Here is a 17,518-nt window from a genome sequence, read left to right on the forward strand (position 1 = left end):
CGTGCAGGACTTGTCACACCCCTCCCCGGATAATTGATTTCATGAACCAACTCGATGCACTCCGCCAGTGGACCACCGTGGTTGCCGACACCGGCGACTTCAAGCAGCTCAGCATTTCCAAGCCGCAGGACGCGACCACCAACCCGTCGCTGATCCTCAAGGCCGTGCAGAAGGCCGAGTACCGGCCGCTGCTCGATGAAACCGTGAAGGCCCAGGCCGGCAAGCCGCTCGACGAGGTCATCGACCGCTTGCTGGTGCGCTTCGGCACCGAAATCCTCTCCATCATTCCGGGCCGCGTGTCCACCGAAGTCGACGCACGCCTCTCGTTCGACACCGCCGCCACCGTGGCCCGCGGTGAGCGCATCGTGGCGCTGTACAAGGCCGAGGGCATCGACACCGAGAAGCGCCTGCTGATCAAGGTCGCCTCCACCTGGGAAGGCATCGAGGCCGCGCGCCTGCTCGAGCAGAAGGGCATCCGCACCAACCTCACGCTGCTGTTCTCGTTCGCGCAGGCCGTGGCCTGCGGCGCCGCGAAAGTGCAGTTGATCTCGCCCTTCGTGGGCCGCATCTACGACTGGTACAAGAAGTCGGCCGGTGCGAAGTGGGACGAAGCCGCCAGCGCGGGCGCCAACGACCCCGGCGTGAAGTCGGTGCGTGAAATCTTCAACTACTACAAGCAGCAAGGCATCAAGACCGAGGTCATGGGCGCGAGCTTCCGCAACGTGGGGCAGATCCAGGCGCTCGCCGGTTGCGACCTGCTGACCATCAGCCCCGAACTGCTGGCCGAGCTGGCCGCGAGCAACGAGCCGCTCACGCACGCGCTCGACGCCAAGGCTGCCGCGAGCGGCAACGCAGAGAAGGTGAGCTACGACGAAGCCGGCTTCCGCTTCGCGCTCAACGAAGACGCCATGGCCACCGAGAAGCTCGCCGAAGGCATCCGTGCCTTCGCAGCCGACGCCGTGAAGCTCGAAAAGCTCATGCAGGAAAGCGGCAAGTAAACATGACCATGACCCTGCGCTGTGACCGCGCGCCGGCCTGGGCGCAACTGCAGTCCAGCTTCGACACGGCCGGCCGCCAGTTCGACCTTCGCCATGCCTTCGTGGACGACGCCGGGCGCTTCGCGCGCTTCAGCCAGGAGGCGCCGCACGTCTTCGCCGACCTGTCGAAGAACCTGATCGACGCGCGCACCGAGGCGCTGCTGTTCTCGCTGGCGCGCGAATGCGGCCTCGAGGCCCACCGCGACGCCATGTTCGCGGGTGCGCACATCAACAACACCGAAGACCGCGCCGTGCTGCACACGCTGCTGCGCGCGCCGGCCGACGCGGCCACCGGCCGCCAGACGGTCCACGAGCTGCGCGAGGTGCACGTCACGCTCGACGCCATGCTGGCCTACGCCGAGAAGGTGCGCAGCGACCACACGATCACCGACGTGGTCAACATCGGCATCGGCGGCTCCGACCTCGGCCCGCAGATGGCCGTGCTGGCGCTCGCGGAGTTCGTGGCGCCGGGCAAGCGCTTTCACTTCGTGTCGAATGTCGACGGCCACGAGCTGGCGGGCGTGCTCAAGGGCCTGGCGCCCGAGCACACGCTGTTCCTGGTCGCCTCGAAGACCTTCACCACGGCTGAGACGATGACAAACGCGCTTTCGGCCAAGCGCTGGTACGAGCAGTCGGGCGGCACCGACATCGCCGGCCATTTCGCCGCGCTCACCACCAACGTCGAGGCCGCGAAGCAGTTCGGCATCGACACCACCTTCGGCTTCTGGGACTGGGTGGGCGGGCGCTACTCGCTGTGGTCGGCCATCGGCCTGCCGATCGCGCTGGCCATCGGCGCCGACGGCTTTCGCCGGCTGCTGGCGGGCGCGCATGCGATGGACGAGCACTTCCGCACCGCACCGCTCGAGCAGAACCTGCCCGTGCGCCTGGGCCTGCTCGACGTCTGGTACCGCAACTTCCACCGCTTCACGAGCCGCAGCATCGCGCCGTACCACAGCGCCCTGAAGCGCGTGCCGGCCTACCTGCAGCAGCTCGAGATGGAGAGCAACGGCAAGCAGGTCGATGCGAGCGGCGCGCCGCTGGCCTTCGGCACCTCGCCCGTGCTCTGGGGCGAGCCCGGCACCAACGGCCAGCACGCCTACTTCCAGATGCTGCACCAGGGCACCGACGTGATCCCGCTCGAGTTCATGGCGGTGCGCGACGCCTCGCACGACCTGGACGGCCACCACCCCAAGCTGCTGGCCAACGCGCTCGCGCAGGCGCAGGCGCTGATGGTCGGCAAGCTCGACGAGGGCGGCCACAAGAACTTCCCGGGCAACCGGCCGAGCACCTTCTTCGTGTTCGAGAAGCTCACGCCCGAAGCGCTGGGCGCCTTCCTCGCGATGTACGAGCACCGCGTGTTCACCAGCGGTGCGCTGTGGGGCATCAACAGCTTCGACCAGTGGGGCGTGGAACTCGGCAAGGTGCTGGCGCGCGACATCGAGCCGCGCCTGGCCTCGGGCGATGTCTCGGGGCTCGATGCCTCGACGGCCGGCCTGCTGAAGCGGTTGAGCGCCTGACGGCGCACCTCATCGCAAGGCTTGCGAGCCTTGGCCAAAGGCGCTATCCACTAGGCCTTTAGGCCATTGGTTTGCAGCGCGGTGGCCGGTTTGGCCGAGTTTGTCGTTGCACAGTGCGCCGATATGATGGCCCCGGGGAAATTTCCCTGGGATTCATCAAGAGGAGCGAGTCAATGGACTTTCAAACAGCGGTCAAGACGTGCATCGCCAAGTACACCGACTTCAGCGGTCGTGCGTCGCGTTCGGAATTCTGGTGGTTTTTTCTGGCCCAGATCGGGGTGCTCGTCGTGACGAGCCTGATCCATCGCTATGTGTACGCCATCGCAGCGCTGGGCCTCCTGCTGCCGGGGCTCGCAGTGGGTGCACGCCGCCTGCATGACATCGGCAAGAGCGGCTGGTTCCTGCTGCTGTCGATCATCCCGCTGATCAACCTGGTGCTGATCTACTTCGTCGTTCAACCGACGCAGCCCGAGACCAACGCCTACGGCGCGCCACCAAACGCCTGAGCTGCTTTCCTCTCCGACGAGGGCCGCGCAAGCGGCCCTTTTTCTTTGGGCTGCGGCCGACGCTTCGACACACACGGCATTGCCGAAGTCGCGATGTGAGCCAGCGCACGCCGGGGCACGGCGCCCGCCGTGGGTCGGCTGGCTTCGAGGGCTTGTGGGCAGGAGCGCGTCGATATGATCTGCCGGGGGAATTTCCCCGGGGACCTGTCAAGAGGAGAGAGTGAATGATGGATTTTCAAACCGCAGTTCAGACGTGCCTGCGCAAGTACGTCGATTTCAGCGGGCGGGCGTCGCGGTCGGAATTCTGGTGGTTTGCATTGGCGCAACTGGTCGTCCTTTTCTCGGCGAACCTGATTCATGATTTCGTGGGCTTCATCGTGGGGTTGGCGTTGCTGCTGCCTTCGCTGTCTGCGGGGGCGCGCCGCTTGCACGATGTGGACAAGAGTGGATGGTTTCAGTTGCTCTTGATCATTCCGCTCATCAATCTCGTGGTGATCTTTTTCTGGGTCGGGCGGTCGCAGCCCGAGGCCAATGGCTACGGCGAGTCGCCGAGCGCCTGAGCTTTTTTCCTTCGAAGGGCCGCACACGCGGCCCTTTTTTCTTTGGGGCACCAGGTGGCTCAGGCCACTGTCGCCTCGACGGACGCAGGCGCCGGCGCGCCGCTTGCCATCCGCACGCACAGATCGAAGGCCTGCTGCAGCCCTTCGATCTGCGCCATGCCCTTGCCGGCAATGTCGAAGGCGCTGCCGCTGGCCGAGGTGGCCACGGGCACGGGCAGGCCGCCGTGCAAGGTCACGCCCTGTTCGAAGCCCATGAGCTTCATCGCGATCTGGCCCTGGTCGTGGTACATCGACACCACCGCGTCCACGTCGCCGCGCCGTGCGCCGATGAACACGGTGTCGGGCGAGAAGGGGCCGCGCGCATCGTGGCCTTCGGCACGCAGCTGTTCGATGGCGGGCGCGATGATCTCGATCTCTTCCATGCCGATCGAGCCGCCGTCGCCCGCGTGCGGGTTGAGTCCGGTCACCGCGATGCGCGGCTGTGCCACGCCGGCGCGGCGCAGCGCCGACGCGATGATCTTCACGGCGTCGCGCACGCCTTCCACGGTGATGTGCCGGGCCACGTCCTTCAGCGGGATGTGCGAGGTCACGCGCGAGGTCCACAGCGACCCGGTGAGGTTGAACTCGCAGACGAAGCCCGTGACGGCGAAGCGCTCCTGCATGTAGCGCAGCTCGTCTTCGTGCGTCAGGCCTCCGAGCCGCAGTGAATGCTTGTTGAGGGGCGCGAAGAGGATCGCGTCGGCCTGGCCGTTTCGCACGGCCTGCGTGGCCAGCTCCAGCGCTTCGAACGAGGCACGCCCGGAGCGCTCGTTCGACTCGCCGAGCACCGGCGCCTCGCCCGCCATCCAGTCGCGCACGAGAAGGCTCAGACGGCCGTCCTCGAAGCGCAGGCTGTCGAGGGTGTTCACCTGCAAAGGGGCCAGCTTCGCGCCCGCCACGCGCTCGCCCGCGGCCAGCACGACGGGGTCGGCGATCAGCAGCACGCGCGCGGCGTCGAGGTTGCGCTGGCGCGCGAGCAGCTTCACGGCCATCTCGGGGCCGACGCCGCTGGGGTCGCCCAGCAGCACGGCGATGCGGGGTTTGGCGGAGGTCACGCGCGGGGAGGAGGAGGGGATGGGCATGGTCGATGTCTGAGAAAAAAAGAAGGGGAAGGACGGCCTCACTCGGCCTTGATGCGCGCGTCGCGCACGAGCCGGCCGTAGTGGTCGAACTCCTGCCGGTTCATCGCCGCGAAGGGTTCGCCGGTCAGCGTGCCGGGCTCGCCGCCCAGGGCCTTGATGCGCGACTGCACGTCCGCCAGGCCCATCGTGCGTGTGAGTTCGGCGCTCAGCCGCTCGACGGCGGCGCGCGGCGTGCCGGCCGTCACGTACAGGCCGTACCAGGTCGACACGTCGGCGCCCTTGACGCCTTGCTCGGCGAGCGTCGGCACGTCGGGCAGCTCGGGCGAGCGCTGCGGCGCGCTCACGGCCAGCGCGCGGAACTTGCCGGCGCGGATCTGGCCCATGGCCGACGAGGTGCTGTCGAACATCATCTCGACCTCGCCCGAGATGATGTCGATGTGCGCCTGCGAGCTGCCCTTGTAGGGCACGTGGATCGAGGTCATGCCCGTGGCCAGGTTGAAGGCTTCGCCGCCCACGTGCTGCGTGCTGCCGATGCCCGACGACGCGTACTTGAAGCCGCCGGGCTTCGCGGCCATCGCGGCCAGAAGGTCCTTCACCGACTTGTAGGGCGAGCTGGCCGACACCACCAGCACGTTGGGCATCACGGCCACGAGGCCGATGGGTTGCAGGTCTTTCAGCGGGTCGTACTTGAGCTTGAGGATGTGCGGTGCCACGGCCTGCGCCGTGTTGGTGGCCAGCAGCAGCGTGGCGCCGTCGGCCGGCGCGCGGGCTGTGAGTTCGCCGGCGATGGTGTTCGATGCGCCGGGGCGGTTCTCCACCGTCACGGGCTGCTTCAGCACGGGCGCGAACTTGTCGGCCAGCACGCGCGCAAGGATGTCGGTGCCGCCGCCGGGCGAGGCGCCGACCAGGATGCGCAGCGGCTTGTCGGGGTAGGCCGGCTGCGCACCCGCGTTCAGGCAGGCGGCCAGCGCCAGGAGCGCCGCCAGGCCGGCACCGCGGGCCAGGGGAAAGAGGGTCATCGCGTCGTCTCCTGCTTGTTGTGGGCCCGAGCCTACGGAGCTTCGGTCGCGCGATCCAATCGAAAAAGGCCGAAGCTCCATATACTTTTGTGCATGAAACCCGGCCTCACCGACGCCTCGCTGATGCTGCATGTGAGGCCGCGCCAGCTGCTCTTGCTGGCCCGGCTCGATGCGCACCGCCACCTAGGCCGCGCCGCCGAGGCCATGAACATCAGCCAGCCGGCCGCCACCAAGCTGCTGCAGCAGCTGGAGGAGTCGCTGGGCGAACAGCTCTTCGAGCGCTTGGCGCGCGGCATGGCCCCCACGCCCTACGGCGAGATCCTGATCCGCTACGCCCACCGCGTGCTCAGCGACTTCGGCACCGCCCGCGAGGAAATGCTCGCGCTGCGCTCGGGCCTGAGCGGCGCGCTGCGCGTGGGCAGTGTGCCGGGCGCGGTGTCCGGGCTGCTGGCGCCGGCGCTGGTCGAGTACCACCTGCGCCATCCGCAGGTGGCCGTGTCGGTGGTGGTCGAGACCAGCGACCTGATGCAGGCACAGCTGGAGCAGGGCGACGTCGACCTCGTGCTGGGCCGCCTCACCGATGGCCACGACGAGGCGAAGTACGCGAGCGTGCCGCTCCTGGGCGAGTCGCAGGTGGTCGTGGTGCGCGCGGCGCACCCGGTGTTCGAGCGCACGGCCACCGTCACGCTGGCCGAGATGGCGAACTGGTCGTGGGTGCTGCAGCCGCCGGGCTCGCCGCAGCGCGGGCGCTTCGAGGCGGCGATGCGCGAGGCGGGCATCCAGGCGCGGCTGGACATCATCGAAACGGCATCGCCCATCGCCATCACGGCGCTGCTGGAGAACTCCGACATGGCCGCCGTCATGCCAGCTTCGCAGGCCAGCCACTACGCCCGCCTGGGCGTGCTGCGCACCGTGCCGGTGGAGTTGCCGGTGCGCGTGCCGCCGATCTGCCTGATCACCCGCGAGGACCGCGCGCTGTCGCCGGCGGCGGCGCAGTTCCGGCGCCAGCTGCTGGGCGGCGGCGGGCACGCATGAGAACTTCAGACAGACAGTTTTCCATCCTGAATTGCATCAACTAGGGATTTCACTAGCCAACTGGTGCATGAGAGTACTGGTGGTGACTCTCGAAATACCAAAACTGCAAGCGCGTTTCTCCAGAATCCGGGCACGGCGACCACGATACCGAGGCGTCGCTCACCCAAGGAGACACCATGAAGCGCTTTCTGAAAGCGGGCCTCGCCCTCGCACTCATCGGCACGGGCCTTGTGTCCCACGCCGCCCCCACCGAACTCGTGATCGCGACCGTCAACAACGGCCACATGATCGAGATGCAGAAGCTCACGCCCTTCTTCGAAAAGGCCAACCCCGACATCAAGCTCAAGTGGGTCACGCTCGAGGAAGGCACGCTGCGCCAGCGCGTGACCACCGACATCGCCACCAAGGGCGGCCAGTTCGACGTGATGACCATCGGCCTGTACGAGGCGCCGATCTGGTCGAAGAAGGGCTGGCTGCAGCCCATCGCCACCGACGCCGCCTACGACGCCGACGACCTGCTGCCCGCCATCCGCGCCGGCCTGTCGCACGAAGGCAAGCTGTACGCCGCGCCGTTCTACGGCGAGAGCTCGATGCTCATGTACCGCAAGGACCTGGCCGACAAGGTCGGCTTCAAGATGCCCGAGCAGCCCACCTGGGCGCAGGTGAAGGAGCTGGCCGGCAAGATCCATGACCCCAAGGGCGGCCTGTACGGCATGTGCCTGCGCGGCAAGCCGGGCTGGGGCGACAACATGGCCTTCCTGACCACGCTGGTCAACACCAACGGCGGCCAGTGGTTCGACATGCAGTGGAAGCCGCAGATCGACACCAAGCCCTGGAAGGACGCGATCGGCTTCTATGTCGACCTGATGAAGGCCTACGGCCCGCCGGGCGCCTCGGCCAACAGCTTCAACGAGAACCTGGCGCTCTTCAACGAAGGCAAGTGCGGCATGTGGGTCGACGCGACCATCGCGGCCTCGTTCATCAGCGACCCCAAGCAGTCGAAGGTGGCCGACAAGGTGGCCTTCGCGCAGGCACCCGTCGCCGTCACGCCGAAGGGCGCGAACTGGCTGTGGACCTGGAACCTGGCCATTCCCGCCAGCTCGACCAAGGGCGCCGCCGCACAGACCTTCGTGAAGTGGGCGACCTCCAAGGAGTACGTCAACCTCGTGGCCAAGGAGCACGGCTGGGGCACGGTGCCCACCGGCACGCGCAAGTCGACCTACGCGAATCCCGAGTTCCAGAAGGTCGCCAAGTTCGCCGCGGCCGAGAAGAAGGCCATCGACAGCGCCAACCTCAGCGACAGCACCTTGCCCAAGTCGCCGTACGTCGGCGTGCAGTACGCGGCCATTCCCGAGTTCCAGGCCATCGGCGTGGCGGTGGGCCAGCAGATGAGCGCGGCGCTGTCGGGCAAGGTCACGGTCGACCAGGCGCTGAAGACCTCGCAGCTCGCCGCTGAGCGCGAGATGAAGAAAGCGGGCTACTACAAATAAGCCGCGCTTCTTCCCCTCTCCCCGCGGGGAGAGGGCCGCAGCCTGAGAGGAACAGACCATGAAAAGACTCCTGCCCCGCGCCCTCATGGCGCCCGCCGTGCTCACGCTCTTCCTCTGGATGATCGTGCCGCTGCTGATGACGTTGTACTTCTCGTTCGTGAACTACAACCTCATGCAGCCCGGCGAACGCACGTTCGCGGGCCTCGAGAACTTTCACTACTTCGTCACCGACCCCGACTTCTGGCCGGCCACGTGGAACACGCTGCTGCTCATCGGCAGCGTGATCGTCATCACGGTGGTGTTCGGCGTGCTGCTCGCGCTGCTGGTGAACGAACCCTTCCCCGGCCGCGGCATCGTGCGCGTGCTGCTGATCTCGCCCTTCTTCGTCATGCCCGCAGTGAACGCGCTGCTGTGGAAGCACATGATGATGAACCCCATCTACGGCATCCTGGCCGACGTGTGGCGCTTCTTCGGCGCGCAGCCGGTCGACTGGCTCACCGACGTGCCGCTCTTCTCCGTGATCATCATGGTGGCGTGGCAGTGGCTGCCCTTCGCGTGCCTGATCTTCATCACCTCGCTGCAGTCGCTGGACCGCGAGCAGATGGAAGCCGCGCGCATGGACGGCGCGAGCTCGTTTCAGCGCTTCTTCTATCTCACCATTCCGCACCTGGGCCGCCCGATGGCCGTGGTGATCATGATCGAGATGATCTTCCTGCTCAGCGTGTTCGCCGAGATCGCCATCACCACCAATGGCGGCCCGGGCAACGAGAGCACGAACATGACCTACATGATCTTCAAGCAGTCGCTCATGAACTTCGACGTGGGCGTGGCCTCCGCCGGTGCGCTGTTCGCGGTGGTGCTGGCCAACATCGTGGCCGTGTTCCTGATCCGCATCATCGGCAAGAACCTCGACTGAAGAAGGAACGACCATGCAACCCAGCAACTTCCTTCCCCAGCTGCTGCGCACCGTCGGTGCGTGGGCCGTGGCGCTGCTTCTGTTCTTCCCGCTCGGCTGGCTGTTCCTCACGGCCTTCAAGACGGAGCTGCAGGCCATTCATGTGCCGCCGCTGTTCATCTTCGAGCCCACGCTCGACAACTTCGGCGAAGTGCAGCGCCGCAGCGACTACCTGCTGTACGCGCGCAACTCGCTCATCACCAGCCTGGGCTCGACGATCCTCGGCCTCTTGATCGCAGCGCCCGCCGCGTACTCGATGGCGTTCTTCCGCACGAAGAAGACGCGCGACATCCTCATGTGGATGCTCTCCACCAAGATGATGCCGGCCGTGGGTGCGCTGGTGCCGATCTACGTGCTCGCGCAGACCGCGGGCATGCTGGACTCGCTCACCGCGCTGACCATCGTGTTCACGCTGTCGAACCTGCCGATCATGGTGTGGATGCTCTACAGCGCCTACAAGGACATTCCGAACGAGATCCTCGAGGCGGCGCGCATGGACGGCGCGAGCCTGTGGACCGAGTTCCGCCATGTCGTGATGCCGCTGTCGGTCGGCGGGCTCGCATCGACCGGCCTGCTGTGCCTGGTGCTGAGCTGGAACGAAGCCTTCTGGGCGTTGAACCTCACCTCCGCCAAGGCCGGCACGCTGGCCACGCTCATCGCGTCGTACTCCAGCCCCGAGGGCCTGTTCTGGGCCAAGTTGTCGGCCGCCTCGCTGATGGCCATCGCGCCCATCGTCGTGTTCGGCTGGTTCAGCCAGAAGCAGCTCGTGCAGGGCCTGACCTTCGGCGCCGTCAAGTAAAGAAAGGGAGACATCTCATGGCCTACCTCGAACTCAAGAACATCAAGAAGAGCTTTGGCGACGTCCACATCATCAAGGGCGTCGACCTGCAGATCCAGAAGGGCGAGTTCATCGTCTTCGTCGGGCCCTCGGGCTGCGGCAAGTCGACGCTGCTGCGGCTGATCGCGGGGCTCGAACCCATCACCAGCGGCAACCTGCTGCTCGACAGCAAGGACATCACCTGGACGCCCTCGGGCAAGCGCGACCTGGCGATGGTGTTCCAGAGCTACGCGCTGTACCCGCACATGAGCGTGTACGACAACATGTCCTTCGCGCTGAAGCTCGCGGGCGTGGCCAAGGACGAGATCAAGACGAAGGTCGAGTACGCGGCCAAGACGCTGAACCTCACGCAGTACCTGGACCGCACGCCGAAGGACCTGTCGGGCGGCCAGCGCCAGCGCGTGGCCATCGGGCGCGCGATCGTGCGTGCGCCGAAGGTGTTTCTCTTCGACGAGCCGCTGTCGAACCTCGATGCGGCGCTGCGCGGCAACACGCGCGTCGAGATCCACAAGCTGCACCGCGCGCTCGGCGCGACCACCATCTACGTGACGCACGACCAGGTCGAGGCCATGACGCTGGCCGACCGCGTGGTGGTGCTGAAAGACGGGCTCATCGAGCAGGTCGGCACGCCGCTGGAGCTGTACGACCGCCCCGCCAACCAGTTCGTCGCGCAGTTCATCGGCATGCCGTCGATGAACATGGTGGCGGCGAGCGCCATTCCGAGCTTTTCCGCCGCCACCGGCGGGCGCCTGCCGAGCGACGGCTTCCTGGGCGTGCGCCCCGAAGGCCTGCGCGTGCATCCGAAGCAGGGCGCGGCCGCCGGCGTGCCGGGCCGCGTCGAGCTCATCGAGGCGCTGGGCGCCGACACGCTGATCCACGTGGACGTGGGTGGCGTGCCGCTCATCGCGCGCCAGAACGAGCGCACGCCGCTGCAGGCTGGTGACGACGTGGCGGTCGAGCTTGACCCGTCCGTGCTGCACCTGTTCAGCCGCGAAGGCCGCGCGGTGGCCGCCTGATTCGACGACCCTCACTTTCAACGGACCTTCCCCGTGACCCTCGCAGCAGCGGGCCTCGTGCCCACCCCACCGGCGCCTTCGGAATTCACGGTGCTTCACCTCGGCCTCGGCTCGTTCCATCGCGCCCACCAGGCCGTCTACCTGCAGCGGCTGATCGATGCGGGCGACACCCGCTGGTCGCTGTCGGGCGCCAACATCCGGCCCGACATGGCCGAGGTCGTCGCGGCGCTGCAGGCCCAGGGCGGGCGCTACACGCTCGAGACGGTGTCGCCGGCCGGTGAGTACCGCTACGAGCAGATCGAGGCGATCCGCGAGGTGCTGCCGTACGAGCCCTCGCTGGCCCCGGTGATCGCACGCGGCGCGGCGCCGTCCACGCGCATCGTCTCCTTCACCGTGACCGAGGCGGGCTACTACCTCGACACCAAGGGCCGGCTCGACCTGTCGTTCGCCGACCTCGCGGCCGACATCGAACGCGCGCGGCGCGGCGAGGCCGGCGAGACGATCTACGGCGCGGTCTGCGCGATCCTGCGGGCACGGCGCGCCGCGCAGGCGGGCCCCGTGACGCTGCTGAACTGCGACAACCTGCGTCACAACGGCGACCGCTTTCGCGCAGGCCTGCTCGAGTTCATCGCGCGCGTCGGCGACGCGCCGCTGCAGGCCTGGGTCGACGCCAACACCCGCTGCCCGAACGCGATGGTCGATCGCATCACGCCGCGCCCGCCGCCGGAGCTGCGTGCGCGCGTGCTGGCCGCCACGGGCCGCGACGACGGCGCGGCGGTCACGGGCGAGAGCTTCATCCAGTGGGTGATCGAAGACGACTTCATTGCCGGCCGGCCCGACTGGGGGCGCGTGGGCGTGGAGCTGGTCGAGTCGGTGCAACCGTATGAAGAGGCCAAGATCCGCATCCTCAACGCCACGCACAGCTGCATCGCCTGGGCCGGCACGCTGGCGGGGCTGGGTTTCATCCACGAAGGCACGCACGACGCGGCCATCCGCCGCATGGCCTTCGACTACGTGACCGACGACGTCATTCCGTGCCTGAGCCCGAGCCCGATCGATCTGGCGGCCTACCGCGACGTGGTGCTCGACCGCTTCGGCAACCCCGCGATCCGCGACACCAACCAGCGCGTGGCGGCCGACGGCTTCTCGAAGATCCCGGGCTTCATCGCGCCGACCGTGCGCGAGCGCCTGGCAGCCGGGCAGGGCATCGACAGCGTGGCGATGCTGCCCGCGCTGTTCCTCGCGTTCCTGCAGCGCTGGCACAAGGGCGCGCTGCCCTATGCCTATCAGGACCAGAGCATGGACGATGCCGTGGCCCACGCCATGTGCGACGCGGCCGACCCCGTGGCGGCGCTGTGCGCCGATGCCGGGCTGTGGGGCAGCCTCGCGGGCGATGCGCGGCTGGTCGACGCGGTGCGCCGTGCCGGCGAGCGCGTGGCGCGCTTCATCGAAGAGAAGGCCGCGTCATGAGCGGCCGTCTGCAAGACCGCCATGTGCTGCTGACCGGTGCTGGCGGCGGCATCGGCCTGGCCGTGGCCGAGGCCTGCATCGCCGAAGGCGCGCGCTGCAGCGTGATCGACCGCGCGACCGCCGCGCCCGAGGCCGTGCGCGCGCTGCAGCAAGCCCACCCCGACACGCTCGCTTACATCGCGGCCGACGTGACCGACACGCAGGCCATCGCGCACATGCTGGCCGAGGCGCAGGTCGCCTTCGGCCCCATCCACACGCTGTTCAACAACGCCGCCGTGTTCGACCTCGCGCCGCTGCTCGACAGCGACGAAGCCTCGTTCGACCGGCTCTTCGCCGTCAACGTGAAAGGCATGTTCTTCGTGATGCAGGCCGTGCTGCGCCACATGGTCGAGGCCGGCACGCCGGGCGCGTCGGTCATCAACATGGCCTCGCAGGCCGGGCGCCGCGGCGAGGCGCTGGTGTCGCACTACTGCGCGACCAAGGCGGCCGTCATCAGCTACACGCAGAGCGCCGCGCTGGCCATGGCGCCGCACGGCATCCGCGTCAACGGCATCGCCCCCGGTGTGGTCGACACGCCGATGTGGGACCATGTCGACAGCCTGTTCGCCAAGGCCGAAGGGCTGGCGCCGGGCGAGAAGAAGCGGCGTGTCGGCCTCGCCGTGCCGCTCGGGCGCATGGGCGTGCCGGGCGACATTGCCGGGGCGGCGGTGTTTCTCGCCAGCGACGAGGCGCGCTACATCACGGCGCAGACCCTCAATGTCGACGGCGGCAATGTCATGAGCTGAACTCACCTTCCTTCCGCATTTCTGCATGAACGACGACTTCCACCTGTACCTCGACAGCGCCGACCTGGCCGAGCTGCAGGCCTGCCTGCCGCACCCGGTGGTGCACGGCGTGACGACCAACCCGACGCTGCTGCAACGCGCCGGCGTGGGGCGCGCCGATGTGCCCGACCTGCTGAAACGCTGCATCGACCTGGGCGCGCGCCAGGTGCAGGCCCAGGTGTATTCGAGCGAGGTCGACGGCATGCTGGAAGACGCCGCCGTCCTGCTGCCGCAGTTCGACCGCGGCCAGCTCGTCATCAAGATTCCCGCCACGCGCCAGGGCCTGGACGCCGGCGCGCGGCTCATCGCCCAGGGCGTGCCCGTCACCTGGACCGCCGTGTACGCGCCCGAGCAGGCGCACTTCGCCGCGCAACTGGGCGCGGCCTATGCGGCGCCGTACCTCGGCCGGCTCGAAGACGCCGGCATCGACGGGCTGGCGCTCATCGCGCAGATGCAGTCGCTGGTCGTGCAACGGCCTTCTTCGGGCACGCGGCTGCTGGTGGCGAGCATCCGTTCGCGCGCGGCCTACCTGTCGCTGCTGGGGCTGGGCGTGGGCGCCATCACCATTCCGCCACGCCTCTTTGCCGAGCTGCTCGACCATCCCGCCACCCTGGCTGCCGAAGCGGGTTTCCTGGCCGACGCCCGCGCCTTGCCCTGACAGAAGAAGAAAATCCAAGCACCATGCGCATTGCACTCACGGGCGAGGCCCTGATCGATTTCACCGCCGCCGAAGGTGGCACCCTGGCGTTCCTCGGCCATGAAGGCGGCTCGCCGCTGAACACGGCCGTGGCCTGCGCGCGGCTGGGGCAGCCGACCGGCTTTCTCACGCAGCTGTCGACCGACCTGTTCGGCGAGCGGCTGGTGGCTTTTCTCGAACGCAACGGCGTCGACACCCGCCTCATCCTGCGCAGCGACGCACCGTCGACGCTGGCCTTTGTCGAGCGCACGCCGCAAACCAACCGCTACGCCTTCTACACACGCGGCAGTGCCGACGCCACCTGGGCGCCCGAGCCACTGCCGCAGCTGCCGGCGGAATGCCGCTTCCTGCACTTCGGCTCGATCTCGCTGCTGCAGGAGCCGGCGTCGTCGCGCATCGCCGACCTCGTGGCCGCCCACACGGGGCGCTGCGTGATCGTGTTCGACCCCAACGTGCGGCCCAGCCTGATCCCGGACATGGCCACCTACCGCGCCCGCGTCAGCGAGTGGTTCACCATGGCCGACCTGGTCAAGCTCAGTGACGAAGACGCCGCGCTGCTCGCCCCCGGGCGACCGGTAGATGCGCTCGCGGCCGAGTGCCTCACCGCTGGCGCGCGCGCCGTGATCGTCACGCGCGGCGGTGCCGGTGCCACGCTGTGGCGCACCGGCAGCGCACCGCTCACCGTGGCCGCGCCGCGCGTCGAGGTGGTCGACACCATCGGCGCGGGAGACACCTTCACCGCCGGGCTGTCGGTGGCGCTGCTGGCGCATGGCGTCGAGCACCCGGCGCAACTGGCCGAGCTCGGCGACGACGCCTGGCGCGCCGTGATGCGCTTTGCCGCCACAGCTGCGGCCCTGAACTGCACCCGCGAGGGCGCCGATCCACCGACGCTGGAAGCCGTTCGCACGGCGCTTTCGCAGGAAGACAATGAGGCCGTCGCTTCCCGGCCCTGATCGACCCGTGCCGCCATGACCACGACCACCCGCAAACGCGCGATCCCTCGCCAACGCCAACCCGAGCTGGAGCGCGATTTCGCGCGCTCCCCGTCGCTGGGCTACGAGGCCCCGGAAGAAACCGGCCTCGTGCGCTGCCTCGCGCACGGCTTTCCGAGCCCGCTGGTGCGTTGGCACTTCCATGAAGACTACGAGCTGCACCTGATCACCGAGACCTCGGGCAAGGCCTTCATCGGCGACTGGATCGGGCCGTTCCAGCCCGGGCATCTCGTGCTGTGCGGGCCGCGCCTGCCGCACAACTGGATCTCGCTCGATGTGCCCGAAGAAGGCGCCGCCGGGCGCGACCGCGTGATCCAGTTCCGCCACGAGCCCATCGAGCGCGCAGCCGCCGAGATTCCCGAGCTGCGCGACGTGATGCCGCTGCTCGACCGCGCGCGCCACGGCATCGAGTTCTTCGGCATGTCGGCGCAGGCGCTGGCGCACTGGGACGCCATCAAGGCCGCGCGCGGCGTGCGCCGCCTGGGCCTGTTCTGCGAGTTCATGGCCGACCTGGCGCAGTGCACCGACTACCGGCTGCTGTCGAGCGTGCAGATGCAGGGCGTGCAGGGCAGCGACGGCGATGCGCAGGTCGACCAGATCAACGACATCGTGAACCGCATCACCAACAACATGACCGACTCGATCTCGATGTCGGACGTGGCCGCCGAGCTGGGCATGAGCGAGAGCCGCTTCAGCCGCTTCTTCCGCCGCTCGACGGGCAACAGCTTCACCGACTTCGTGAACCGCGTGCGCATCAACAGCGCCTGCCACCTGCTGATGCAGACCGACCACTACGTGACCGACATCTGCTACCAGGTGGGCTTCAACAACGTGGCCAACTTCAACAGGCGCTTCCTCGAAATCAAGGGCATGACGCCCAGCGAGTTCAGGCGCCAGGCCGACACGCGCTTCGGCTGACTTCTTTCAAGGCGAACGCGCCCGCTCCGAAGGCGCCATCAGGGAGACCATCTTGTATCTGGGACTCGACCTCGGCACGTCCGAGCTCAAGGCATTGCTGCTCGCGGACGATCACCGCATCGTCGGCGTGGCACGCGCGCCGCTCACGGTCGACCGGCCGCAACCGCTGTGGTCGGAACAGGCGCCCGCCCAATGGTGGCGGGCGCTCGACACGGTCATGGCCGAGCTGCGCACCACGCATGCGAAGGCGCTGGCGCAGGTGCGCGCCATCGGCCTGTCGGGCCAGATGCACGGCGCCACGCTGCTCGACGCGGCAGGCGAGGTGCTGCGCCCGGCCATTCTCTGGAACGACGGCCGCAGCGGCGCGCAGTGCGAGGCGCTCACGCGCGTCGTGCCGCGCCTGGGCGAGATCGCGGGCAACCTCGCGATGCCCGGCTTCACCGCGCCCAAGCTGCTGTGGGTGCGCGAGCACGAGCCCGAGGTCTTCGCCCGCGTGGCGCGCGTGCTGCTGCCCAAGGACTGGCTGCGCTTCATGCTCAGCGGCGAAGCGGTCAGCGAGATGTCCGACGCGGCCGGCACGCTGTGGCTCGACGTGGGCGCGCGCGACTGGTCCGACGAACTGCTCGCCGCCACGGGGCTCACACGTGCTCACATGCCGCGGCTCGTGGAAGGCAGTGAAGTCTCCGCGCTGCTCAAGCCGGAACTGGCGGCGCGCTGGGGACTGCGCGAGGGCGTGAAGATCGCCGGCGGTGCAGGCGACAACGCCGCCAGCGCGGTCGGCATGGGGCTCGTGGAACCGGGGCAGGGCTTCGTCTCGCTCGGCACCTCGGGCGTGGTGTTCGTCTCGACCGATCGCTTCCTGCCGAACCCTGCGCAGGCGATGCACGCCTTCTGCCACGCGCTGCCGAAGCGTTGGCACCAGATGTCGGTGATGCTCTCGGCCGCGAGTGCTGTGAGCTGGGCCGCCAAGGCATTCAAGTTCGCCGATGAATCCGCGCTGCTCGCGGCGGCGGCGTCGGTCGCGCTGGCGGACCGGGCGCGTTGCCCGCTGTTTCTGCCGTACCTGTCGGGCGAGCGTTCGCCGCACAACAACCCGAACGCGCAGGGCACGTTGTTCGGCTTGACGCATGCACACGGCCCCGCAGAGATCGCCTATGCCGTGGTCGAGGGCGTGAGCTTCGGCCTGCGCGACGGCTTCGACACCTTGCGCCTGCCGACCGACATGCCGCTGCGCGAAGTTGCGCTCGTGGGTGGCGGCGCGCGCAGTGTGTGGTGGGGGCAGTTGCTGGCCGACATCTTCCAGGTGCCGCTGACGCTGTATGCGGGCAGCGAAACCGGCGGTGCGCTTGGCGCAGCGCGCCTCGCATGGCTTGCCGATGGTGGCGCGGTGGCAGAGGTTTGCACGTTACCGCCGGTCAAGCAGACGCTGACGCCTTCATCCGAAGGGGCCGACGGACACAGGACGCGGCATGCTCGCTTCCAGGTGCTCTACATGGCGCTGCGCGATCAATTCCGATAGAAGA

At 68.2% G+C, this 17,518-nt stretch carries 17 protein-coding genes; 15 read left to right on the forward strand and 2 right to left on the reverse strand.

Annotation, left to right across the window (positions count from 1 at the left end):
• Positions 1–41: 41 nt before the first annotated feature.
• The 4 genes from tal (at position 42) to AC3WQM_RS14145 (ending at position 3,620) form a co-directional block, all read left to right on the forward strand.
• Positions 42–998, forward strand: a complete 957-nt coding sequence (tal, locus tag AC3WQM_RS14130) for a transaldolase (RefSeq protein ID WP_492679513.1) — start codon at positions 42–44, stop codon at positions 996–998.
• Positions 999–1,000: 2 nt separating this feature from the next.
• Positions 1,001–2,554 carry a glucose-6-phosphate isomerase gene (gene pgi, locus AC3WQM_RS14135; RefSeq protein WP_492679515.1) on the forward strand — a complete coding sequence of 518 codons (1,554 nt, stop codon included), beginning with the start codon at positions 1,001–1,003 and terminating at the stop codon, positions 2,552–2,554.
• A gap of 173 nt (positions 2,555–2,727) precedes the next feature.
• Positions 2,728–3,060 carry a DUF805 domain-containing protein gene (locus AC3WQM_RS14140; RefSeq protein ID WP_492679517.1) on the forward strand — a complete coding sequence of 111 codons (333 nt, stop codon included), beginning with the start codon at positions 2,728–2,730 and terminating at the stop codon, positions 3,058–3,060.
• A 227-nt stretch (positions 3,061–3,287) separates the two neighbouring features.
• On the forward strand, positions 3,288–3,620 hold the full coding sequence (locus AC3WQM_RS14145; RefSeq protein WP_492679519.1) for a DUF805 domain-containing protein: 333 nt from the start codon (positions 3,288–3,290) through the stop codon (positions 3,618–3,620).
• Positions 3,621–3,679: 59 nt separating this feature from the next.
• Here AC3WQM_RS14145 and AC3WQM_RS14150 read toward each other — a convergent pair whose 3' ends face one another.
• A complete protein-coding gene (locus AC3WQM_RS14150) occupies positions 3,680–4,741 on the reverse strand; it encodes a 4-hydroxythreonine-4-phosphate dehydrogenase PdxA (protein WP_492679521.1) in 1,062 nt (353 codons plus the stop codon).
• Between the two features lie 38 nt (positions 4,742–4,779).
• On the reverse strand, positions 4,780–5,760 hold the full coding sequence (locus AC3WQM_RS14155; RefSeq protein ID WP_492679523.1) for a Bug family tripartite tricarboxylate transporter substrate binding protein: 981 nt from the start codon (positions 5,758–5,760) through the stop codon (positions 4,780–4,782).
• Between the two features lie 93 nt (positions 5,761–5,853).
• Between AC3WQM_RS14155 and AC3WQM_RS14160 the strand changes: the two genes are divergently transcribed.
• The 11 genes from AC3WQM_RS14160 (at position 5,854) to xylB (ending at position 17,514) form a co-directional block, all read left to right on the forward strand.
• Positions 5,854–6,795 carry a LysR family transcriptional regulator gene (locus AC3WQM_RS14160; protein ID WP_487847996.1) on the forward strand — a complete coding sequence of 314 codons (942 nt, stop codon included), beginning with the start codon at positions 5,854–5,856 and terminating at the stop codon, positions 6,793–6,795.
• A 176-nt stretch (positions 6,796–6,971) separates the two neighbouring features.
• Positions 6,972–8,285, forward strand: coding sequence for an ABC transporter substrate-binding protein (locus tag AC3WQM_RS14165; RefSeq protein WP_492679525.1), 1,314 nt, complete (start codon positions 6,972–6,974; stop codon positions 8,283–8,285).
• A 58-nt stretch (positions 8,286–8,343) separates the two neighbouring features.
• Entirely contained in the window at positions 8,344–9,201 is an 858-nt protein-coding gene (locus AC3WQM_RS14170) for a carbohydrate ABC transporter permease (protein WP_062472670.1), read from the forward strand.
• Between the two features lie 13 nt (positions 9,202–9,214).
• Positions 9,215–10,039 carry a carbohydrate ABC transporter permease gene (locus tag AC3WQM_RS14175; protein WP_013539656.1) on the forward strand — a complete coding sequence of 275 codons (825 nt, stop codon included), beginning with the start codon at positions 9,215–9,217 and terminating at the stop codon, positions 10,037–10,039.
• Between the two features lie 17 nt (positions 10,040–10,056).
• Entirely contained in the window at positions 10,057–11,094 is a 1,038-nt protein-coding gene (locus AC3WQM_RS14180) for an ABC transporter ATP-binding protein (protein ID WP_070059983.1), read from the forward strand.
• Positions 11,095–11,184: 90 nt separating this feature from the next.
• Positions 11,185–12,564 carry a D-arabinitol 4-dehydrogenase gene (gene dalD, locus AC3WQM_RS14185; protein WP_492679796.1) on the forward strand — a complete coding sequence of 460 codons (1,380 nt, stop codon included), beginning with the start codon at positions 11,185–11,187 and terminating at the stop codon, positions 12,562–12,564.
• Entirely contained in the window at positions 12,561–13,349 is a 789-nt protein-coding gene (locus AC3WQM_RS14190; RefSeq protein WP_492679527.1) for an L-iditol 2-dehydrogenase, read from the forward strand. The genes dalD and AC3WQM_RS14190 overlap by 4 nt, the downstream gene beginning before the upstream one ends.
• Positions 13,350–13,374: 25 nt before the next feature.
• Complete coding sequence (locus AC3WQM_RS14195; protein ID WP_492679529.1) at positions 13,375–14,046, forward strand: transaldolase family protein; 672 nt, start codon at positions 13,375–13,377, stop codon at positions 14,044–14,046.
• 23 nt (positions 14,047–14,069) lie between these two features.
• Entirely contained in the window at positions 14,070–15,038 is a 969-nt protein-coding gene (locus tag AC3WQM_RS14200; protein WP_492679531.1) for a carbohydrate kinase family protein, read from the forward strand.
• 15 nt (positions 15,039–15,053) lie between these two features.
• Positions 15,054–15,995, forward strand: coding sequence for an AraC family transcriptional regulator (locus AC3WQM_RS14205; protein WP_062471853.1), 942 nt, complete (start codon positions 15,054–15,056; stop codon positions 15,993–15,995).
• Positions 15,996–16,047: 52 nt separating this feature from the next.
• Positions 16,048–17,514, forward strand: coding sequence for a xylulokinase (xylB, locus tag AC3WQM_RS14210; protein ID WP_492679533.1), 1,467 nt, complete (start codon positions 16,048–16,050; stop codon positions 17,512–17,514).
• Positions 17,515–17,518: the final 4 nt, after the last annotated feature.

This window comes from Variovorax sp. FW301-JW7 (assembly GCF_058788795.1).